Source organism: Pseudomonas sp. GW822-FHT06B12 (genome assembly GCF_058799675.1).
Map to the genome: position 1 here is coordinate 511,580 of NZ_JBXALR010000002.1, position 22,320 is coordinate 533,899.

Annotated in this window: 19 protein-coding genes; 9 read left to right on the forward strand and 10 right to left on the reverse strand. The window is 60.3% G+C overall.

Annotated features, from left to right (window positions below):
- Positions 1–6: 6 nt before the first annotated feature.
- The 5 genes from AC1RKH_RS07045 to AC1RKH_RS07065 form a co-directional block, all read right to left on the reverse strand.
- Positions 7–702, reverse strand: a complete 696-nt coding sequence (locus tag AC1RKH_RS07045; RefSeq protein WP_493061929.1) for a DsbA family protein — start codon at positions 700–702, stop codon at positions 7–9.
- Between the two features lie 211 nt (positions 703–913).
- Entirely contained in the window at positions 914–1,114 is a 201-nt protein-coding gene (locus AC1RKH_RS07050; RefSeq protein WP_123424046.1) for a hypothetical protein, read from the reverse strand.
- Positions 1,115–1,360: 246 nt separating this feature from the next.
- Positions 1,361–2,467, reverse strand: a complete 1,107-nt coding sequence (aguA, locus tag AC1RKH_RS07055) for an agmatine deiminase (protein ID WP_493061928.1) — start codon at positions 2,465–2,467, stop codon at positions 1,361–1,363.
- Between the two features lie 5 nt (positions 2,468–2,472).
- Complete coding sequence (gene aguB, locus AC1RKH_RS07060; protein ID WP_493061927.1) at positions 2,473–3,351, reverse strand: N-carbamoylputrescine amidase; 879 nt, start codon at positions 3,349–3,351, stop codon at positions 2,473–2,475.
- Between the two features lie 327 nt (positions 3,352–3,678).
- Positions 3,679–6,591, reverse strand: coding sequence for an aminotransferase (locus AC1RKH_RS07065; protein WP_493061926.1), 2,913 nt, complete (start codon positions 6,589–6,591; stop codon positions 3,679–3,681).
- A gap of 151 nt (positions 6,592–6,742) precedes the next feature.
- Here AC1RKH_RS07065 and rfbC point away from each other — a divergent pair, with 151 nt between their 5' ends.
- From rfbC to AC1RKH_RS07085, 4 genes are read left to right on the forward strand one after another with little or no spacing between them, the layout of a single operon-like run.
- A complete protein-coding gene (rfbC, locus tag AC1RKH_RS07070; protein ID WP_493061925.1) occupies positions 6,743–7,288 on the forward strand; it encodes a dTDP-4-dehydrorhamnose 3,5-epimerase in 546 nt (181 codons plus the stop codon).
- A 58-nt stretch (positions 7,289–7,346) separates the two neighbouring features.
- Entirely contained in the window at positions 7,347–9,155 is a 1,809-nt protein-coding gene (locus AC1RKH_RS07075) for a sensor histidine kinase (RefSeq protein ID WP_493061924.1), read from the forward strand.
- Positions 9,152–10,555, forward strand: a complete 1,404-nt coding sequence (locus AC1RKH_RS07080; protein ID WP_493061923.1) for a sigma-54-dependent transcriptional regulator — start codon at positions 9,152–9,154, stop codon at positions 10,553–10,555. The genes AC1RKH_RS07075 and AC1RKH_RS07080 overlap by 4 nt, the downstream gene beginning before the upstream one ends.
- Positions 10,556–10,605: 50 nt before the next feature.
- Positions 10,606–11,061 carry a thioesterase domain-containing protein gene (locus AC1RKH_RS07085; protein ID WP_493061922.1) on the forward strand — a complete coding sequence of 152 codons (456 nt, stop codon included), beginning with the start codon at positions 10,606–10,608 and terminating at the stop codon, positions 11,059–11,061.
- 46 nt (positions 11,062–11,107) lie between these two features.
- Here the strand turns inward: AC1RKH_RS07085 and cysQ are convergent, their stop codons facing one another.
- Together cysQ and nudE are read right to left on the reverse strand one after the other, a co-directional pair.
- On the reverse strand, positions 11,108–11,944 hold the full coding sequence (gene cysQ, locus AC1RKH_RS07090) for a 3'(2'),5'-bisphosphate nucleotidase CysQ (RefSeq protein ID WP_493061921.1): 837 nt from the start codon (positions 11,942–11,944) through the stop codon (positions 11,108–11,110).
- Positions 11,941–12,507 carry an ADP compounds hydrolase NudE gene (gene nudE / locus AC1RKH_RS07095; RefSeq protein ID WP_493061920.1) on the reverse strand — a complete coding sequence of 189 codons (567 nt, stop codon included), beginning with the start codon at positions 12,505–12,507 and terminating at the stop codon, positions 11,941–11,943. Before nudE ends, cysQ begins: the two co-directional genes overlap by 4 nt.
- Before the next feature lie 88 nt (positions 12,508–12,595).
- On the opposite strand from nudE, the gene yrfG reads away from it, so the two are divergent.
- The 5 genes from yrfG (at position 12,596) to AC1RKH_RS07120 (ending at position 18,463) form a co-directional block, all read left to right on the forward strand.
- On the forward strand, positions 12,596–13,258 hold the full coding sequence (yrfG, locus tag AC1RKH_RS07100; protein WP_123424080.1) for a GMP/IMP nucleotidase: 663 nt from the start codon (positions 12,596–12,598) through the stop codon (positions 13,256–13,258).
- 202 nt (positions 13,259–13,460) lie between these two features.
- A complete protein-coding gene (locus AC1RKH_RS07105; protein ID WP_493061919.1) occupies positions 13,461–14,348 on the forward strand; it encodes a LysR family transcriptional regulator in 888 nt (295 codons plus the stop codon).
- 94 nt (positions 14,349–14,442) lie between these two features.
- The gene (gene fdhD / locus AC1RKH_RS07110; protein WP_493061918.1) at positions 14,443–15,282 is read left to right on the forward strand and encodes a formate dehydrogenase accessory sulfurtransferase FdhD; all 840 of its coding nucleotides are present in this window, start codon (positions 14,443–14,445) and stop codon (positions 15,280–15,282) included.
- The gene (locus AC1RKH_RS07115) at positions 15,279–17,627 is read left to right on the forward strand and encodes an FdhF/YdeP family oxidoreductase (protein WP_493061917.1); all 2,349 of its coding nucleotides are present in this window, start codon (positions 15,279–15,281) and stop codon (positions 17,625–17,627) included. The genes fdhD and AC1RKH_RS07115 overlap by 4 nt, the downstream gene beginning before the upstream one ends.
- 347 nt (positions 17,628–17,974) lie before the next feature.
- The gene (locus tag AC1RKH_RS07120) at positions 17,975–18,463 is read left to right on the forward strand and encodes a glycine zipper domain-containing protein (RefSeq protein ID WP_123424062.1); all 489 of its coding nucleotides are present in this window, start codon (positions 17,975–17,977) and stop codon (positions 18,461–18,463) included.
- Between the two features lie 64 nt (positions 18,464–18,527).
- Here the strand turns inward: AC1RKH_RS07120 and AC1RKH_RS07125 are convergent, their stop codons facing one another.
- The 3 genes from AC1RKH_RS07125 to AC1RKH_RS07135 form a co-directional block, all read right to left on the reverse strand.
- Entirely contained in the window at positions 18,528–18,959 is a 432-nt protein-coding gene (locus tag AC1RKH_RS07125) for an acyl-CoA thioesterase (RefSeq protein ID WP_123424063.1), read from the reverse strand.
- A 92-nt stretch (positions 18,960–19,051) separates the two neighbouring features.
- Positions 19,052–20,986, reverse strand: coding sequence for a RecQ family ATP-dependent DNA helicase (locus AC1RKH_RS07130; protein WP_493061916.1), 1,935 nt, complete (start codon positions 20,984–20,986; stop codon positions 19,052–19,054).
- A 171-nt stretch (positions 20,987–21,157) separates the two neighbouring features.
- Positions 21,158–22,288, reverse strand: a complete 1,131-nt coding sequence (locus AC1RKH_RS07135; protein ID WP_493061915.1) for a polysaccharide deacetylase family protein — start codon at positions 22,286–22,288, stop codon at positions 21,158–21,160.
- Positions 22,289–22,320: the final 32 nt, after the last annotated feature.

Genomic DNA, 22,320 nt, shown 5'->3' on the forward strand with positions numbered 1-22,320 from the left:
ATGAAATCAGTGAGCACAACCGTCCAGGCCACAAGCCTGAACCGGGGAAGTGGATTCGCTCGGCTGAGTGACGACCGATTGGCTCAACCAGGCGGCAAAAGCTTCAGGCTTACCGAGCCATGGGCCGATGTCGACCAAGGTAAATTGACCGTCCTGTTCCAGCGCCAGTGTCGGAAAACCCTGGCCACCAACCTGCGCCAACAACGCGCGGCTTTGCTTGATGTGGTCTTGGGTTTCGTTCGCCAGTGCGTCCTTGAACTCGCGCTTGAAGGACTCTGCTTCCAGGCCAATCGACACGGCGAGTTCCAGCAACACCGCTTCATCGGCAATCCGCCGACCTTCCACGTAGTGCGCGCTCTGCAAACGCCCCAGCAGTTCCAACCCACGTCCGGCGAGTTGCTCAGCAGCCAGCACGGCAGCAATCGGTGGTGCCGAATCGAACACCGCAGTGTGATCACGCAGCAAGCCTTCGAAATACGCCTCACCAAACGGCTGCCCGGTGTATTCGGCGATGCGTCGGTCGTGAGGCATCACGTAATCGCGCAGTTGAGGCGAAACCGTCTGCCGGTTAGCACCGGTCATCATGCCGCCGCCATGGGCGATCACCGGCAAAACGGCCTGTGCCGCTTGCACCAAAGGCTTGGCACCGTAGCACCAGCCGCACAGTGGATCGTAGATGTAATGAAGGGTTGTGGTAGACATGGAAAGCTCCAGCAAAGTCGTAGGAATTCGATGTCGGCAGACTATTCCTCTGTCGATGAACGAAAAACGCCGGATTGGCTTTTAGTCTGTTTCGCAGATCGGTCGAATGGGTGTTTGGGCCACTGCAGGCGGGGCGAAACCGGGACTTACAGTTTCTTAAGGCAAAAAAAAGCGCTGCCATCCGGGCAGCGCTTTACCAATCCTTTGCTTTCTATCCTTCAATCACAGCCCACAAGGCTTCAAGCTCTGCCTCACTGAACAAACCAGCGGGATAACGCTCGATCATCATCCTGCGCGGGTCAGGTTCTCTGACCTGTCGCGTTCCGTTGGATTTCAACCATTGCGCCAGCACCTGAAGCGATTCGCCATTCATTGCCAAGGGATGCGATGTCCGCTCGCTGACCATATTCATTTCCGGCGCTCTCTCCTGGTTTGTGAGCGGCTAACTTATCCAAGGTTTATGACAGAACAACGCGGTTCTACATTCCCGAGAATTGCTCTCAAACAGATACAAGAGCTATGCCAAAGTGCCCGCCAGGCCGGCATGTGGACGTAAAAAAACCCGCAGTCCATAAGAGCTGCGGGCTAGATAGGGGTCACTCGAATAAACCGGGCATAGCCCCCATCAATCCAGTGCCGCCGGTTGTTACAACTTCACTCAACCTTTGTGCGGTGCTGGCTGTTGTTGGGTAAGGCAATGGATATTACCGCCACCCAGTAACAGTTCACGCCCCGACACCATCACCACTTCGTGCTGCGGGAACAGGTTCTGGAGGATTTCCTTGGCTTGCGCGTCCAGCGGATCGTCAAAACTCGGCGCAATGATGCCGCCGTTGACGATCAGGAAGTTCACGTAGGAACCGGCCAGGCGCACCGAAGGGTTACGTTCCTGGGTACCGTCCACCGGGTCGACACCTGCGCACTCTTCCTCGGTCGCGTAAAGCGGCCCCGGAATCGGCATTTTGTGCACCGTAAATGGGCGGCCTTTGGCGTCCTTGCTGCTTTGCAGCACCTTCATCGCGGCCTGGCAACGCGGGTAGTTCGGATCCTGCGGGTCGTCGGTCCAGGCCAACAGCACTTCACCGGGACGCACGTAGCAGCAGAAGTTATCCACATGACCGTCGGTCTCGTCGTTGAACAGACCGTCCGGCAGCCAGATGATTTTATCCACAGCCAGCTGTGCGCTGAGCACCGCTTCGATGTCGGCACGGTTCATGTGCGGATTGCGATTGCGGTTCAACAGGCACTCTTCGGTAGTGATCAGCGTACCTTCGCCATCGACATGAATCGAACCGCCTTCGAGCACGAAGCCCTCGGTGCGGTAACGCGGGCTGCGCTCGATCTCAAGGATCTTTCCGGCCACTTGCGAATCACGATTCCATGGTGAATACAGACCGCCATCGAAGCCGCCCCAGGCGTTGAAATCCCAGTCGATACCACGGACTTCGCCGCTGTTGTTGATGACAAATGTCGGGCCGGTATCACGGACCCAGGCGTCGTCGCTGGACATCTCGACAAGGCGAATATTCGGTACGTCCAGACGCGCTCGGGCGTTTTCGTACTGGGCCGCCGAGACGGCAACAGTCACCGGTTCAAAACGCGCGATGGCTTTGGCCACCGCAACGTGAGCGGCCTGCGCTGGCTTGCCACCCAGGCGCCAGTTGTCCGGGCGCTCCGGCCAGACCATCCAGGTCTGGGTCTGGGTCGCCCACTCGGCGGGCATGTAAAAACCGTCAGCGCGAGGCGTGCTGTGCAAAGTAGTCATAGTGATCAGGACTCCAGGGAACCGTCGAGGGTTTTGATTGCGCCGTACAGGTTCGGGCGACGATCACGGAACGAACCCCAGGCGCTGCGGATGTGCTCCAGTTCGTCAAGGTCGAAGCTCTGAACCAGTACGCCTTCTTCAGTTTCGTTGAGCTCCTGGACTTTCTCGCCGAACGGGTTGGCGATGAACGAGGAGCCGTAGAAGGTGATGTCGTAGCCGTCTTGTTCTTCATTGCCAATGCGGTTGCTGGCGATCAGCGGCATCAGGTTGGCGCCGGCATGGCCTTGCTGAACGCGCTGCCAGTGATCGCGGGACGAAATGGTCTTGTCGTGCGGTTCGCTGCCGATGGCGGTTGGGTAGAACAGGATTTCCGCTCCTTGCAACGCCATGCTGCGGGCGCACTCCGGGAACCACTGATCCCAGCAGATGCCCACGCCGATTTTCGCGTAACGGGTATTCCAGACTTTGAAGCCGGTATCGCCCGGGTTGAAGTAGTACTTCTCGTGGTAGCCAGGACCGTCCGGGATATGGCTTTTACGATAAATCCCGAGGTTGCTGCCATCGGCATCGATGATTGCGATGCTGTTGAAACGTGCGCGACCTGCCAGTTCGAAGAAGCTGATCGGCAGCACGACTTGCAGTTCTTTGGCGACTTTCTGGAAGTGCTTGATGGCCACGTTTTCGGAGGCCGTGGTGGCCAGTTGCAGGTAGTCCGGGTTCGGTTTCTGGCAGAAGTACGGGGTCTCGAACAATTCCTGAATCAGGATGATCTGTGCGCCTTTGGCTGCAGCCTCACGGACCAGCTTCTCTGCGGTCTCGATGTTGGCTTCAAGGTCCCAGGAACAGGCCATCTGGGTAGCGGCGACAGTAACGATACGGCTCATGAATCATCTCCCGGGCGGGTTCAGAGGGTCGATGTGGCATCGACCGATGACAGAAATGGGAACGGACAGGCGCGGTGATCCACGCCGTGGCGTTAGGCGACTTTATAACCGATAAAAATCGGCTTTTAAAGCTATAAAACATCCACCAATCGAAAATACTTCAGTTAAAGCCGATATCAATCGAATTTAAACGCAATCCCTGTGGGAGCGAGCTTGCTCGCGATGGCGGTCTGACGGTCTGACGGTCTGACGGTCTGACGGTCAACATTAATGTTGGATGTACCAGCCTCATCGCGAGCAAGCTCGCTCCCACAAGGGGGGATGTGTTTAGAGCCCTTCGTCCAGCACCCTCGACAGGGTATCGACAAAGAAATCCACGCTTTGTCGCGAGGTCACCATCGGCGGTTTGATCTTGAGGATGTTCAGGTAATCGCCGGTCGGCTGCATGAAAATCCCCAACTCGCGCAGGCGGTCGCACAGTGCGGTGGTTTCTTCCGTGGCCGGTTCCAGGGTCTCGCGGTTGCGAATCAGCTCAACGCCCAGATAAAAGCCGGAGCCATGCACCGCGCCCACCAATGGATAGCGGTCGATCAACGCCTCAAGCCGTTCCTTGAAATACCCGCCAACGACCTGGGCGTTTTCCCAAAGTTTCTCTTCCTTCATCACATCCAGCACCGCCATGCCGATGCGGCAACTAACCGGGCTGCCGCCAGCCGACGAGAAGAAATAACCTTCGGCCTCCAGTGCTTCGGCGATTTCACGACGGGTAATGACCGCACCCAATGGCTGGCCGTTGCCCATACCCTTGGCCATGGTGATGATGTCCGGCACCACGCCTTGCTCTTCGAAGCCCCAGAAGAACTTGCCCATGCGGCCATAACCCACCTGCACTTCGTCGGCGATGCACACGCCACCCTGGGCGCGAACCAGCGCATACACCTGTTTCAGGTAACCCGGAGGCAGTGAGATCCCACCCGCGTTGCCGTACACCGGCTCGCAGATGAAACCCGCCAATTGCCGCTTCTGCTCGGCAATCTTCGCCAGGTTGTGTTCGACGCTGCGCACATAATCCGGTGCGCTGTCGAGGCCACGGAACTCGCCACGATAAGTGTTCGGCGCGGTCACCGGATGCACCCAGTCCGGACGACTGCTGAGGGCCTTGGGGTTATCTGCAATTGAAGTCGACACCGCGTCGGCCGCCACCGACCAACCGTGATACGCCTCAAGCACGCTAAGCATGTCGCGACCGCCGCTGTAGGCCCACGCCAGGCGAATCGCCAGGTCATTGGCCTCGGTGCCGCTATTGACCAGAAACACCCGATCCATCGAGTCCGGCGCCAGCGCCAGCAAGCGCTCGGAGAACTCGGCGATTGCCGCATAGTGGAAACGCGAGTTGGTGTTGAGCAACGACCACTGACGGCTGGCCTCGGCCGCCATGCGTGGATGACCGTGACCGAGCACCGCAACGTTGTTGAGCATGTCCAGGTAGGAACGCCCCTGCATGTCGATCAGGTGATTGCGCCAGCCACGCTCGATGCGCGGAGGATCGACGTAATAGTGTTTTTGCGAGCGGGCAAAACTCGCATCGCGGCGTGCCAGCAAGGTGTGCGAATCGAGTTCAGCTTCAGCATCGCAAGCCAGCCCCAACAACGCTGCCGGCGATGGGCACAACGCCTGCCAGGCAGATGCGCGCGATGGTATGCAAAACAGTGGAGGATTCAGTTCCGCACCACGGCTGAGTTGGACCCGCAACGCTCCACTGACTTCACCCAGCACCTGCCCTTTGAGCACGGCCGCACCTGTGTGTAGCGAGGGATGGACACCCCACAGGCGCACACTCAACTGTGCGCTGTCCAGTTGCAAGCGGCCGTCAGCGGCCAGGTGCACGACGCCGGCAAACGGTGCCTCGACCGTAGTGCCCTGTGGCACCCGCAAGTCGACGTGCAGCGGACAAGTGTCCGGCTCGAAGGGGCTGTCCGGACGCGTCCGCGATAAACGGTATTGCCCGTAACGACTGGCTGCCAAACCATGAGCTGCCGCCGCTTCGACCAACAGACGTTGGTCGATACCGTCCTGCTCCCAGTTGCCCGCTTCGAAATGCGGACTCAGGACACCGAGGTCGATCAAGGCAAACTCGCGGCCCACCAGGCTCGGCAGCAATGGCGCAAAACCCTGGCTCACAATCGCCGGCAGTGACTGGCCGACCGCCACCAGAATGGCCGCCTCCATCAGCTCAAACGGCACCGAGGTTGCGACGCGGAAAATCTCCCACTCGTGGTTCAGATTGTCGCGGCTGTACTGATTCTGCGAATCGATGCTGACCTGTTGCTCACCACTGAGCACCAGCACCGCCGCACGCGCGACGATCATCGGCCACAGCGCCTGCAACTCTTCGTGCTTCAGCGGATTGACCGCGTGGTAAGCCTGCACCGCCGGCAGAATGCACAGCGGATCGCCATCGGCATGGTGCAGCAGCGCGGCGCAGGTCACCGACAGATCGGTAATGCGCCAGGTACGAATCAGATCGCCGAAATCGATAACGCCCTGCAACTGCCAGTGACGCTGCTGATCCCGCTGCCAGACCACGTTGTCATCGGTGATGTCCATGTGGATGGCTTGCACTGGCAACTTCGCCACCAGTGGCTGCAAACGCCGTTCGGCCTGTTGCGCGGCCTCGGCGATCAACGCTCGCTGCCGCTCGTCGCTGATCACTGGCAACAGGTGGTTGATCAACGCACTGGCGTGCCGGGCGTCCCACTGCAAGGTGCGCTCAAGCCCCGGATGCTCGAATCCGGCCAGCGCCAGGTCCATTTCGCCGCAGAGCTGGCCGAGGCCGGCGACCAGTTCATGGCCAAGGTGTTTGAGGTGGGTCAGCGATTGACCTTCGATGTAGTCGAGCAAGCGCACATGCAGTGATTGACCGGCAAGTTCCAGGGTCAGCAGGTCTTCACCGTTTTTCGCCGGGATCACCCGGGGCACCTGCAGCCCAGGCTGTGTGCCCAAATGCTTGAGCGCTGCGTGCTGGGCCTGCAACTCCAGCGCTGCGTAGTCACCACGGCAGATTTTGAAAACGAAACGGCCCTGGTCGCTGTCGAGCCGGTAGTTGAGATCCTGCTGGCTGCCCAACGACTGCAGCGTCCCGCTCAGGCCATAGTGCTCGCGCAACAGCTCCAGCGCTTGCTGCGCGGAGACTTGCGGGCTAGCCAGACTGGCGCGGTGAATCAACGTGGCGAGCAACATACAACGACCCCTGGAATTTTTATAAGGCGTCTATATCGCCACTGCTGACTGCGATACGCAACCCCCATACGCGGCACTTCTCGCGCCGGCCGCTGCTTTGAGCAAGAATGTCGTCCATCACCACAAATTCACGATTGCTGGAGAAACCCCCATGAATGTAGTCACCACCGATCTGCCCGGTGTTCTGATCATCGAACCGAAGGTATTTGGTGACGAGCGTGGTTTCTTTTACGAAAGCTTCAACGCCAAGGCTTTCGAGGCCGCGACTGGTCTGAATCCAATATTCGTTCAGGACAACCATTCCCGCTCGCAAAAAGGTGTGCTGCGTGGTTTGCACTACCAACTGGAAAATACCCAGGGAAAACTGGTGCGTGTCATCGCCGGTGAAGTGCTCGACGTGGCAGTGGACATCCGTCGCAGTTCGCCTCACTTTGGAAAGTCGGTCGCCGTACGCCTTTCGGCTGAGAACAACCGTCAAATCTGGGTGCCGGAAGGTTTTGCCCACGGCTTTGTAGTGCTGAGTGACTACGCCGAGTTCCTCTATAAAACCACCGACTACTACACCCCATCGGCCGAGCGTTGCATTCGCTGGGATGACCCGGCATTGGGTATCGACTGGCAACTCGGCGAAGCGCCGCAGCTGTCGGCCAAGGACCAGGCAGGCAAACTGCTCAAGGACGCCGACGTCTTCGCCTGAGTGTCTTGCCGAACAAGGCTAGGCATAATGCGCCTGTACCTTCAGGCGCCCGATGCTTATGACCCCAACACTCCCTCGCAGACCTCGCTGGCGCAGCCTGGGCCTGCTCGCCCTGTGCCTGGCGCCGTTGCTGTGGCCACTGCAGCACTTGGCCGAGCGCTATTACCGCAGCGAACTGGCCGGGCAAAATCGCCAGACGCTGGACCTCTACGTCGCCAACCTGCTGGGGACCCTGCACCGTTACGAGGTACTGCCGCAGATCCTCGGTGATCTGCCGGCCCTGCGTGCCGTTCTCGCCGCGCCGCATCAACCGCTGACCACCGACAACGCCAACCGCCTGCTCAAGGACATCCGCACCCAGACTGGCGCCGAAGTCATGTACCTGATGGACACCAGCGGCAAGACCCTGGCGGCTTCCAACTGGGACAAACACGACAGTTTTGTCGGACGTAACTTTGCCTTCCGGCCGTATTTCAGCGAAGCCATGCAAGGTCGTCTCGGGCGCTTTTTCGGCCTGGGCACCACGTCGGCCAAACGTGGTTACTTCTTTGCAGGAGCCGTGCGCGATGGCGAGCAGATCATCGGTGTGCTGGTGGTCAAGGTCGACCTCGACCACACCGAAAGCCTCTGGGGCAAAACCCCTGAACAACTGCTTCTGACCGACCACAACGGGGTGGTCATCATCACCTCACGCGCGGATTGGCGCTTCAGGGCGACCCGTCCGCTGAGTGATGAGGAGCGCACGGCGATCACCGCCATCCAGCCCTACCCGACTCGTGATCCGCAACCACTGAACCTCAACCCGGACGCTTGGCTGATCCAGACTCAGCAAATCGCAGAAACCGGCTGGAGCGTCAGCATCCTTGCGCCCAGAACCCTGATCGACCGACCGGTGCGCACAGTGGTGGCTATCGGCGGGGCCACGTTGCTGGTGTTGATGTTGCTGCTGGGACTGCTGATGCAACGCCGTCGTCACTACTTGCAGCGCATCGCCTTCGAAGCCAAGACCCGCCGCGAACTGGAAGCGCGCGTCGCCGAAAGGACCAGCGATCTCGAAGGTCTCAACCGTCGCCTCAAGCAGGAAGTGCTGGAACGCGAACAGGCGCAACAGGAACTGGTGCGCGCCCAGGATGATCTGGTCCAGGCCGGCAAACTCTCGGCGTTGGGCACCATGTCGGCAAGCATCAGCCACGAGCTGAATCAACCGCTGGCGGCCATTCGCAGCTACGCGGAAAACGCCGAAGTGCTGCTCGACCATCAGCGCACCGACGATGCCCGCGGCAACCTGAAACTGATCAGCGAACTGACCGGGCGCATGGCCTCGATCATCGCCCACCTGCGCGCCTTCGCCCGTCGCGACCGCCACGCGCCGGAAAGTGTCGCGCTGCAACCGGCACTGGACGATGCACTGGCGTTGCTGGCCAAGCGCAGGCGGGCAATGGAAGTCGAGCTGATCCGTGATCTGCCGGCCGCCACGCTGTGGGTCGAGGCCGGCGAAACCCGACTGCGCCAGGTGCTCGGCAACCTGCTGGCCAACGCCCTCGACGCCCTGACCGAAAAAGGCCCGCCACGTAGACTCTGGTTGAGTGCCGAATCCACCACCGACGGCGTCAACCTGTACATTCGCGATAACGGTCCGGGGTTCTGCATGGAGGCCCTCGGCCGCGCCGGCGAACCTTTTTACACCACCAAGACCCGCACTCAGGGCCTTGGATTGGGGCTGGCCATCTGCGACACCCTGATGCGCGCCTTCGGTGGTGAACTGTCGTTCGCCAACCACAAGGAAGGCGGCGCCCTGATCACCCTGCGGCTGCGCGCGGGCGCACCCGGTGTAAGTCTGCAACCGTCCGAGGACCGCAGTGAATGAGCAACCTGATCGACAACCGCATCCAGGTCGTGCTGATCGATGACGATCCGCATCTACGTCAGGCCCTGAGCCAGACGCTGGACCTCGCCGGCCTGAAAATCCTGCCATTGGCCGAAGCCAAGGGCCTCGCCTCGCGCCTGGAGCGCGACTGGTCCGGTGTGGTGGTCAGCGACATCCGCATGCCGGGCATGGACGGTCTCGAACTGTTGAGCGAATTGCACGCCCAGGACCCGGAGTTGCCGGTATTGCTGATCACCGGTCACGGCGACGTGCCTTTAGCCGTGCAGGCGATGCGTGCCGGCGCTTATGACTTCCTCGAAAAACCATTCGCCAGCGATGCGTTGCTCGACAGCGTGCGCCGCGCCCTGGCCTTGCGCCAATTGGTGCTGGATAACCGCAGCCTGCGGCTGGCCCTGAGCGATCGCAATCAGCTCAGCACGCGACTGGTCGGGCAATCGGCACCGATGCTGCGCCTGCGCGAACAGATCGGTGCCTTGGCGCCGACCAAGGCCGATGTGTTGATCCTCGGTGAAACCGGTGCCGGCAAGGAAGTGGTGGCCCGCGCCCTGCACGACCTGTCGAACCGCCGCAATGGCCCGTTTGTCGCGATCAACGCCGGGGCGCTGGCCGAGTCGGTGGTCGAGAGCGAATTGTTCGGCCACGAACCCGGTGCCTTCACCGGCGCGCAAAAGCGCCGGATCGGCAAATTCGAATTCGCCAACGGCGGCACGCTGTTCCTCGATGAAATCGAAAGCATGAGCCTGGACGTGCAGGTGAAATTGCTGCGTTTGCTGCAAGAGCGGGTGGTCGAGCGTTTGGGCGGCAATCAGCTGATCCCGCTGGACATCCGGATCATCGCCGCAACCAAGGAAGACCTGCGCCAATCGGCGGATCAGGGGCGTTTTCGTGCCGACTTGTACTACCGCTTGAACGTCGCGCCGCTGCGCATTCCGCCGCTACGTGAACGCGGTGAAGACGCGCTGATGCTGTTCCAGCACTTCGCCAACGAAGCCAGTGAACGCCACGGTCTGCCACCCCACGAACTGCAACCCGGACAACGGGCTCTACTGCTGCGGCATACCTGGCCAGGCAACGTCCGCGAACTGCAAAACGCCGCCGAACGTTTCGCCCTGGGCCTGGAACTCGCGCTGGACAACAGCGTTCCGGATGGCAGCGCTGCACCGCTCACCGCAGTGCTCAGCGGTAATCTGAGCGAGCAGGTGGAGAGTTTCGAAAAGAACCTGATCGCCACCGAACTGGCGCGCTCTCACAGCTCGTTGCGCAGCGTCGCCGAAGCGCTGGGTATTCCACGCAAAACCCTGCATGACAAACTGCGCAAACACGGCTTGAATTTTGCCGATGGTGCTGGCGCCAACAGCAACGCCGACGAGCTCGATTGAGTCGCGCCGACTAACCTTCACATAAGCGTTCAAAATCCCGAGGCCCGTGCATGAATCGCGACAGTCGTCACCTGGAATCCGTCCTCCACCGCGACATTCCCCTCACGCGGGACATGGGCCTCAAGGTGCTCGACTGGCAGTCGCAACAGCTGCGCTTGCAGCTACCGCTGGCAGCCAATTTCAATCACAAAAGCACCATGTTCGGTGGCAGCCTGTATTGCGGTGCGGTGTTGGCGGGTTGGGGCTGGCTGCATTTGCGCCTGCGTGAAGAAGGCGTCGAGGACGGGCACATCGTGATTCAGGAAGGTCAGATCAGCTATCCGCTGCCGGTCACCAGCGACGGCATCGCAATCTGCGCTGCGCCGAGTGCGGCGGTCTGGAAGAAGTTTTTGACCATGTACCAGCGCTATGGCCGGGCACGGCTGACGTTGCATACACGGGTCGTGAATGCCGACAGCGATGAGTCTGCGGTGACGTTTACCGGGCAATACGTTTTGCACCGGTAAACGCCGACTCCCCGTAGGAGCTGCCGCAGGCTGCGATCTTTTGATCTTAACCGCGCGCCAGTTCCAGAAGTTTCTCGCGCCAGGCAGCCTTTACCGGAAGTGCGAGGAAGAACGAATTCAATAAAGACTCTCGCGCCGGATAGCTGAACGGCTCACCACTCAACTCCAGCACCTCGCCACCCGCACCTTCGAGCACGCCTTGCGCCGCAGCAGTATCCCACTGAGACGTCGGCGCCAAGCGTGGATAACAATCCGCCGCCCCTTCCGCCAGCAGACAAAACTTCAGCGAACTGCCGATATTGGCCAGCTCCAACTCACCCAGGCTATCGCTCAAACCCGCGAGCAAACGCTCCTGTTCAGGGCTTGAATGTCGACGGCTTGCGACCACCGTGAACGCTTCACCAGCAGGCGGCACATCACGGACCTGAATCGGCAGCGGTGCTGCATCCTTGTCGGCACGCCAGGCCCCGAGCCCGGCGCCACCGAAGTAGCAGCGGCCGTTGGTCGGCATCGACACTACGCCGAACACCACGCGTCCCTGTTCGATCAGCGCGATGTTGACGGTGAATTCTTCACTGCCGGAGATGAACTCCTTGGTGCCATCCAGCGGATCGACCAGCCACCAGCGTTGCCAACCGGCACGTACGGTTTGCGGAATGTCAGCGTCTTCTTCCGAGAGCACCGGGATGCTCGGATCAAGCGCCGTCAGCCCTGCCAGAATCAGATGATGAGCGGCCAGATCGGCGGCGGTGACCGGAGAATCGTCAGCCTTGGCAGTCACTGCCGTGCCGGTGCGCCAGAACGGCAGGATGACCTCACCGGCCTTCAGCGCCAGCTCGACCACGGGAGCCAGCAAAGGATGAACCTGGGGAAAATCACTCACGGTTGAAACACTCCACGCTGAGTCAGTAGATCACGGGCCAGGTACAACGCCGCCAAGGCGCGGCCTTCGGTGAATTGCGGGTTCTGCGCCAGTGCCGCCAGCTCTCGCAGATTGACCCGATCCACGCGCATCGGCTCCGGCTCGTCACCTTCAAGGCGTTCTTCATACAAGTCAGTCGCCAACACCACCTGAATCTTCTGGCTCATGTAACCGGGCGACAGCGACAGCTCGGTCAGATGCTCCAGTTGCCGTGCGCCAAAACCGGCCTCTTCCTTGAGCTCACGCTCGGCCGCCGCCAACACATCCTCGCCAGGTTCGATCAAGCCCTTGGGCAGCGACATTTCATAGGCATCGGTTCCTCCGCAGTACTCTTCGACCAGCACCGCATGCTCGGAATCGAGCATCGCCACGATCATCACCGCGCCATACCCGGCGCCCTTGCCGACCAATCGCTCATAGGTGCGCTCGACGCCATTGGAGAAGCGCAGTTGCACCTCTTCAACGCAGAACAAGCGACTGGTGGCGATGATCTCGCGGGCTAATACTTCGGGTTTCTGGCGCATGGCGGCTCCTTGGCATGAACGCGGTACTATAACGCGGCTTTCCCGATTGTTTGTGTCGGATATCTTTCTACTGTTCGAGAAATTTTCCATGCCATCACTGCCCTGGCGCGACATCGATACCGTTCTGCTGGATATGGACGGCACGCTACTGGACCTGCATTACGATAACCATTTCTGGATGGAGCATCTGCCTCAGCGCTATGCCGAGCTGCACGGTGTCAGCCGGGCCATGGCCGAGCTGGAATTGCAGCCATTGTTCGAGCGTAACGCCGGTCAGTTGCAGTGGTATTGCCTGGACTTCTGGAGCGCCGAGCTGAAGCTGCCGGTGCGCGAGTTGAAACTCGAAACCGCCCATCTGATTGCTCTGCGCCCGGATGCCGATACCTTTCTGGCGGCGATCAAACAGGCCGGTAAACGCGTGATCCTGATCACCAATGCTCACCGCGACTCGTTGTCACTGAAGCTGGAAAGAGTCGAGCTTGCGCCCTATTTCGAACGATTGATCAGCTCCCACGATTACGGTTTCGCCAAGGAAAACCCGCAATTCTGGGATGCCTTGCGCACAGACATCGACTTCGACCCACGCCGCAGCCTGTTTATCGACGACACCTTGCCGATCCTGCGCAGCGCACGAGACTTTGGCGTGGCGCATCTGTTGGCCGTGAGCCAACCGGACAGCCGCAAAGAACCGAAAGACACGGCCGAGTTTATGGCAGTGGGGGATTATCGGGAGTTGATCGAGGGGCTCTGAGACCAAGTCGCTAGCATCGCGAGCAAGCTCGCTCCCACACTGGATCTTCTTCGTGCACAAACTCTGTGTTCACTGCAGATCAAATGTGGGAGCAGCCGGTCGACGCTCGATTGCTCGCGATAGCGGTCTCAACCGACCCATGACTCAGGTTCGGCACAAGCGCTAGAATCGCGCCCCCCCTGGCCTGCGCACTGGAGCGACGATGGACATCAAACAGCTGAAATTCCTCATCGCCCTCGACGAAACCCGGCACTTCGGCCAGGCCGCTGCGCGTTGCCACATCACTCAGCCAACCCTGTCGATGCGCTTGCGCAGCCTTGAAGAAGAACTCGATCTGCCGTTGGTCAATCGCGGCCAGCGCTTCGAAGGTTTCACCGCGCCGGGCGAGCGGGTGCTGGCGTGGGCACGCACTGTGCTGGCCGCCTGTGACGGCTTGCAGGCCGAGGCCGCAGCCTGTCGCGGCAATCTGGTCGGCACCTTGCGTCTGGGCGTGGTGCCGCTGTCGAGTTTTGATCCCCTGCCGCTGATGCAACAGCTGCACAGCGAACACCCGAACCTGCGATTCGAACTCTCGGCCTTGAGCTCCGAGCAAATCCTCGAACACTTGGCGAACAATCGCCTGGACCTCGGCGTGTCCTATCTTGATCGCCTCGACAGCGAGCGCTTCGACTCGCTGGCCTTCAGCGAAACCCGCATGGGCTTGCTCTACGACCAGCGCTTCTTCAGCTTCGGCGAAAAACCCTTGAGCTGGGAAGCACTGATCGAGCTGCCCTTGGGCATGCTCACCAGTGGCATGCACTTTCGCCAGTCGATCGACCACAACTTCCACAGTCGTGGCCTCAGCCCGCAACCGTTGTTACAGACCGACGCGGTCCATCAATTGTTGCAAGCTGTGCACGGTGGCCTGTGTTGCGCGGTGATGCCATTGGAAGGCGGACTCGAAACGCTGACCGAACATTTGCGTCTGCAACCCATCGAAAACGCGCAAACCCTCAGCCGGCTGGGGCTGATCATGCGCCGCAGTGCACCGCGCTCGGCACTGGCTGAGGCGTGTTTCGCGCACTATCAGAAATCACCGACGAACTCTTGATCGACGCTATCTATCGGTAGATCAGTATTAGCGATTAGACGTGACACATTGACGCGCCTAGGCTTAAGGCTGGATAAACCGCCGGTATTGCCCCATGAAAGCCAAGCGTCCGGTCTGCGGGGCGCCCGCCCTCGAAATGCCCACGCCCGCCGCCAGTCAGAACTATCAGTATTGCAACCTCGACCACAGCGAATCAGCCAGCACCGCGCTCGCTGAGGAAGTGGCATTGGCGATCGCCTACAACGGCATCAGCCAGGCGGTGATGCTGGTCACCCCGAGCGACCTGGAAGACTTCATCGTCGGCTTCAGCCTGGGCAGCGGGATCATCAACGACGTGTCCGACCTCTATGACCTGCAACTCAGCGGGTCCGGTTCGGCGCAGTACGCGCAGGTCAGCATTTCCAGCCGCGCGTTCTGGAACCTCAAGCAGCAACGTCGGCAACTGGCCGGTACTAGCGGTTGCGGGCTGTGTGGCGTCGAAGCGGTCGAGCAAGCCTTGCCGCAACTCAACGTATTACCCGGCGCGCCATTGCCTCCCGCGCAATGGCTTGAAGGCCTGCGCCAGCGCATCAGTGAATTTCAGCCGTTGGGTCAGCATTGCGGCGCGGTGCATGCCGCTGTGTTCATGAACAACCAAGGTGAGTTGCTGCTGGGCCGTGAAGACATCGGCCGACACAACGCCCTCGACAAGCTGATCGGTGCACTGATCCGCCAGCACATCCCCACTGAGGGCGGCCTGGCGATTGTCACCAGCCGCTGCAGCCTTGAGCTGATCCAGAAAGTTTTGCGCGCCGGCATCCAGACCCTGGTCAGCCTGTCGTCGCCCACCGGCCTGGCCCTGCAATGGGCGCGCCGGCACAACCTCAATCTTATCCACCTGCCGCAGAAAAGTGCGCCGCGGGTCTACAGCCCTGCGACGGAGAACCAAGCGTGAGTCAACATCGTCAAGCCGACCAGAAACCCGTCCCCCGCTACAAGCCCTACAAAGGCCCAGCCGGTGGCTGGGGCGCGCTGATCAGCGTCGCCCAAGCCTGGTTGACCAGCGATAACGCGCTGAAAAATCTCCGCATAATGCTCAAGACCAACCAGAACGGCGGCTTCGACTGCCCCGGTTGCGCTTGGGGCGATTCTCCGGAAAAGGGCATGGTGATGTTCTGCGAGAACGGCGCCAAGGCGGTCAACTGGGAAGCCACCAAGCGCCGGGTCGATGCCGCGTTTTTCGCCAAACACAGCGTCAGCTCGTTACTGGAACAAAGCGACTACTGGCTCGAATATCAAGGCCGGCTGACCGAGCCGATGAGCTACGACGCCGAAACCGACCGTTACACCCCCATCAGCTGGGAGGCGGCCTTCGCGTTGATCGGCAAACACCTGCAGGGCTTGTCGAGCCCGGATCAGGCCGAGTTCTACACCTCGGGCCGCGCCAGCAACGAAGCGGCGTATCTCTATCAATTGTTCGTCCGCGCGTTCGGCACCAATAACTTCCCTGACTGCTCGAACATGTGCCACGAGGCCAGCGGTGTTGCACTTGCACAAAGTGTCGGTGTCGGCAAAGGCACCGTGACCTTCGACGACTTCGAACACGCCGACGCAATTTTCGTCTGGGGCCAGAACCCCGGCACCAACCATCCACGGATGCTCGAGCCGCTGCGCGAAGCGGTGAAACGCGGCGCTCAGGTGGTGTGCATCAACCCGCTCAAAGAGCGTGGCCTGGAACGCTTCCAGCACCCGCAGCACCCGATCGAAATGCTCACCAACGGTGACAAACCGACCAACACCGCGTACTTCCGTCCAGCGTTGGGCGGCGACATGGCGCTGCTGCGCGGTATGGCCAAGTTCCTGCTGCAATGGGAGCGTGAGGCGCAGCAAACCGACGCGCCATCGGTGTTCGACCACGACTTCCTCAACGAACACACCGCCAGCGTGCTCGACTACCTGGGCGAAATCGACGACACCTCGTGGGAGCAGATCGTCGAGCAGTCCGGGCTGACCCTGGAAGAGATCGAGCAAGCCGCGCGCATGTACGCCAAAGGCAAGAACGTGATCATGTGCTGGGCCATGGGCATTACCCAGCACCGGCACTCGGTGGCAACCATCCAGGAAATCGCCAACCTGATGCTGCTGCGCGGCAACATCGGCCGGCCGGGCGCGGGCCTGTGCCCGGTGCGCGGGCACAGCAACGTGCAAGGCGACCGGACCATGGGCATCAACGAACGCCCACCGGCGTTCTTCCTCGATGCATTGGAACGCCGCTTCCAGTTCAAGGTGCCACGAGCGAATGGTCACAACGTGGTCGAGGCCATCCACGCGATGCTCGACCGCCGCTCGAAAGTCTTCATCGGTCTGGGCGGTAACTTCGCCCAAGCCACACCCGACAGCCCACGGACCTTCCAGGCCCTGAGCAATTGCGACCTCACCGTACAAATCAGCACCAAACTCAACCGTAGCCATTTGGCGCACGGTAAAGAAGCGCTGATCCTGCCGTGCCTGGGCCGCACCGACATCGATCTGCAAACCGAAGGGGCGCAAGCGGTGACCGTGGAGGACTCGTTCAGCATGGTTCACGCCTCCAACGGCCAACTCCAGCCGCTGTCGAAACAGATGCGCTCGGAGCCATCGATCATCGCCGGTATCGCCGCGGCGACCCTGGGCTCCAGGCCCGTCGACTGGAACTGGCTGGTGGCCGACTACCGTCGTATTCGCGAGCTGATCGCCGACACCATTCCAGGCTTCAAGGACTTCAACCAGAAGATCGAGAACCCCGGCGGCTTCTACCTGGGCAACAGCGCGGGTGCTCGCCGCTGGAACACTTCGACCGGTCGTGCCAATTTCCGTCCGAATATCCTTCCGGCCGATCTGGTACACGAACGCACCCGCGCCACTGGGCAGTTGCCGGACCTGATCATGCAGTCAATGCGCTCTCACGATCAGTACAACACCACCATTTATGGTCTCGACGACCGTTATCGTGGGGTCAAGGGCCAGCGTGACGTGCTGTTCGTCAACGAAGCCGACATCATTCGCCTGGGCTTCAAACCGGGGCAAAAAGCCGACATCGTGTCGATCTGGGATGACGGCCGTGAGCGCCGCGTCAAAGGCTTCACCTTGCTGGCGTTCGATATTCCCGCCGGACAAGCCGCCGCTTACTATCCGGAAGTGAACCCGCTGGTGCCACTGGAAAGCATCGGTGACGGCAGCCACACGCCGACCTCGAAATTCGTTGCGATCCGTTTGGAAGCAGCGAGCGAGACCGGGTTGATCATGGCCAGGTCGGCGTAACGCGGCGTCTGGTCCGGCCTCATCGCGAGCAAGCTCGCTCCCACAGTGGTTTTCGGCCAAGCACAAAGTCTGTGCCCACTGAAGATCAAGTGTGGGAGCGAGCTTGCTCGCGATGGCGTCCGCAGGCAAACACTGTTCCGCACTTTTCAAACGCCCACAAAAAAGGCCGCTTTTGCATAAAAGCGGCCTGTCCGAAGTAGCTAAAGACCAGCGAAAATCGATTAAGTTCCGCCTATAAAACAATAACTTAGCAAATTGTGCACAAGTCGTGTTACTCGTCGGATTTCGATTGTAACCATCACGACACAGCCTCAGGATCGCGCCGTCATCCCTTTGAGGCTCCTCTCATGAAGTTCTCCTCGATTCTCTTGTTGTCCCTTGGCCTGATCAGTGGCGCCGCATCTGCCGGTGGCACCGCCGAGGCAGGTGTTGGCGGCGCATTGGGCGGGGTACTTGGCTCGGTGGTTGGTCAATCGCTGGGCGGCAGCACCGGTTCGACCATTGGCGCAGCCTTGGGCGGCGCCGGTGGTAGTGCAGTAGGTGCCAACAGACACAGCCGTGGCGAAGCCGCCATCGGTGGTGCGCTCGGCGCAGCCGGCGGTAACGTAGTCGGCCGCAGCATGGGCGGCACTACGGGCAGCCTGATCGGCGCAGCCGCCGGCGGTGGCGTGGGCGGTGCGCTGGGTAACCATATGGGCAACAGCAGCTATGACGAAGACCGTGGCGGTCGTGACCGTGGTGGCCGCCGTTACTACCGCGATGATGATGACCACCGCGGTCGTGGTCATGCTTACGGCCATCGCAAGCATCACCACTACTATCGTGATCGCGACTAATCGCTGATTGGCATCACGAAAGAGATACCAAAAAATCGCAGCCCTCGGGCTGCGATTTTTCGTTTCACACCACCAACCGCTCCAACGCCCCGCGCAACCCGCCAGGAATCGCCACGGGTTGATTCGAGGCCCGATCCACAAACACATGCACAAAGCGTCCTGCCGCGCAGGCGTCCTCTTCCTCGGCCTTGAACACTGCCAGTTCGTACTGCACTGAGCTATTGCCCAACTTGCCCACCCGCAATCCGATTTCAATGCGCTCGGGAAAAGCGATTGAGGCGAAGTAATCGCACGCCGAACTGACCACAAACCCCACCACTTCACCGTCGTGAATATCCAGGCCACCGACTTCGATCAGGTAAGTATTCACCGCCGTGTCGAAGAAGCTGTAGTAGGTCACGTTGTTCACATGGCCATAGACATCGTTGTCGTGCCAGCGGGTGATGATCGGCTGGAAGTGGCGGTAGTCGGAGCGTTGGGGCATCGGATTGGACATCAGTGTCGGTTCCTTGAATTGAACAGCCAGTCTAAGGCGAAAACCGCGTTATCGTTCTTCGCGAGCAAGCCCGCTCCCACACGAGTGACCTTTCAGTCAGTCAGATTCGCCCCGGCCCACTCGCGCACCTCGGCATACGGATAATCCTCCAGCGCCGCAAACCCTGGAATCGCCCGCGCCTTGAGCTTGGTAAACAGCGGCACGCTGATACCGCACAAGAACCGTGTCAACCGTTCCGCACCCGGCACATGGCCGTTGTACGCTTCGTGCCTGTGGATAAAGTCGCCACACAGCGCCTCGAAATTTTTATCCACAAGCGCTGGCAACTCAGGCGGCTCCGGCAGACGGGCAACCTGCCCATGGCACACCGAACAATGCCCGCACTGCTGTGGCGCGTTTTCGTCGCCGAAGTACTGCGCCAACCGGTAACCCAGGCAGTGCTCGGTGGCGAACAGATCGAGCATCGCGTGGATACGAGCGATCTCCGTGCGTTCATGTTGTGTGAAGTAACCATGCAATTGGCTGCTCAACACCTGGGCATCGAAGTCCGTCATCAGCAGGCTGTAGACCTCGGTCATCTGCTTGCTTTCAAGCTCGATCCAGCCCTTCTCCTGGAAGTAATCCAGCGCCTTGACCACCCGGTTGCGCTCGGCCTGATGCTGTTGGTACAGCGCATCGAAATTCACCGTGGCCCAGGTTCGCGCACGGCTGGAGGTCTGGATGATCGCCTCGACGAATTCCCGTCGCTCGCCCTCGAAACGCGCCAACAAGGCTTCAGGCTCCAGCAGGAACTTGAAACGGTATTCGGCGAAATAGGCGTAACGCGGTGCGATCAAGCCTTTGAGTTCAAGCTGCACCAGCAAGGTCTTGAGTGGTAGTTGGCGAATATTGCTCTGGTCGGCCAGCGGCCCCAGCAAAAACTCCCATTGCCCATCCGGCGCGGCCGCTTGCAGTTCGTCGAGCACACAACGGATGCCGTCCAGTTCCGGCGTATCACCGTAAACGAAGTTTTCCAACACGTTGCGGCTGTCGCGGTTGGCCAACACCAGGCAGTCAGAAGGTTGCCCGTCGCGTCCGGCGCGACCGATTTCCTGGCTGTAGTTTTCGATGGATTTCGGTAAGTCGAAATGCACCACGTTGCGGATATCGCTCTTGTCGATGCCCATGCCGAACGCGATGGTGGCGACGATGCAATTGGACTGCCCGCCCATGAACCGCCGCTGAATCGCTTCCCGTTGTTCATGGGGTAAACCGGCGTGATAGGCCTCGGCCTGAAGACCGTTTTGACTCAGGTGCTGGGCAATCTGCTCAGCGGTTTTCTGCAAGGTCACGTAGACGATGCTCGGCTGTCCGGCACGCTGGCCCATCCACTCCACCAGACGGCGGCGCTTGTCCTGACCACACACCGGTTCAACCAGCAAATTCAGGTTGGGGCGATAGAAACCGGTGGTCACCACATCGTCCGCCGCGATGGCGAATTTCGCCTGCATGTCGGCGATCACCTTGGGTGTGGCAGTAGCGGTCAGCAGCAAGGTTTGCGGGATATTGAACTGGCGCTGATAGTCCGGCAGCTTCAGGTAGTCGGGGCGAAAATTGTGGCCCCATTCGGAGATACAGTGCGCCTCGTCCACCACCAGCAACGAGATCGGCACTTGCTGCAGAAAGTTGCGAAAACGCTCGTTCTTCAAACGCTCCACGGAAATCATCAGGATCTTCAACTCGCCGGACCTGGCCCGCGCCATCACCTCGTTGGCGTCGTCACGGCTCTGCGCCGAATCGATACTCGCCGCCGCAATGCCATGGCGCTGCAAGAACGCCAATTGGTCCTGCATCAGCGCCAGCAACGGCGACACCACCAGTGTCAGGTGCGGCAGCAACAAGGCCGGCAACTGATAGCACAAGGACTTGCCGGAGCCGGTCGGAAAAATCGCCGCCGCCGAGCGCCCGGCCAACACCGCACTGACCGCCGCCTCCTGGCCGGGCCGAAACTGTGGATAACCAAAGACCTGTTCGAGGGTGTTGTGCATAAGCTGTCACTCCGTTGACTGCTGCCATGCCGAAAGCCTAGTCGGCTAAAGCAGCGAGTCGAGAAAAGGTCGGGCGCAAAAGAGATACGGGATGATACAGGGAGGGAGTGTCGCAAGAGCACCGATCGTTCCGCCCCGGGCGTGGAACGATCGTAAACGAAAGAGTCCGGCCTACTGCTGCGCCCGACAGTCGACCCACTTCACACCGTTGCGCTGGTTCGCCGCAATCAGCGCGGGGACCGCTTTCGGTGCCTTGTCGTGGATGTCATGGAACAGGATGATCCCGCGGCGCCACAGCAGCATCAGGGTCTGCACGCGCTGGGTCGCGGCGTCTGCGTTGATCTGTTTGCTCCAGTCCTGGGAGTCGATGCCCCAGAGCATCACTTTCAGGCCCTGAGCCTTGAAGAACCCGGCGCTGTCGCTGCGACGCTGGCCATAAGGCGGGCGAAACAACGACTGATAATCGTCCGGAACAGTACCGCGTACCAGCGTCACCGAACGGTTGATCGACGACTGCCACTCGCTCCAGGCGCTGTGGGATTTGTGCTCCCAACCATGCAGGGCGACGCACTGGCCTCGGTACAACTCGCGCATTTTGTCTGGCGAAGATTTACGCAAACGCGCCTGAAAGGGTTCGCCGAGCACAAAGAACACGCCGTGCAGATCGTTGGCCCGCAACACATTGGCCACGGTATCGGTGTGCTTGTCGATGCCACTCGGGCCATCGTCGAACGTCAGCAAAAACTGTCGGTCGGCCAGCTCATCACCGTTCAGTTCGGCGCTGTCAAAGCGCTCGATCTCGCTGCTGATCGTCGGGAACAACGCGGCCAGGCGCAGTTGCTCGTTCAAATACTGTTCGTGAAACACCCGACTGACCGAGGCCCATGTGGCATAGGCCGGACCGACCTCACCAGTGAAGCTGGCCGCCTGCTGACGCAAGTCGTCGAGGCCACGAACCTGTGGACAAAACAATGCGGCCTCACAGTTCTGACTGGCACTGCGGTAGTTGCTCAACAGCCGGTCCCAGAAACGCTGGCGCACCTGCTCCACGGATTTGAACTCGACTTGCTTCACACCCAAACGCTGTTTGAGGGCGTTTTCGTCCAGTGCTTCGCTGGCCAGCAACGCCTTGCCGAACATCAGCATCTCGGCACGTGAGGCCGTATCGAAACCCGCCTCAGTGGCCAGCGAACCTGGCCAACCGACGCGATCAATAGTCGCGAACACCGCCGCACCCACCGCGTGTGCAGTGTTTGCCCACAGGCAACCGAGCAGTAAAAAAGTAAACGCCCGCAACCGCATACCCAGCTCCTTAAATGCACACCGCGCCGATA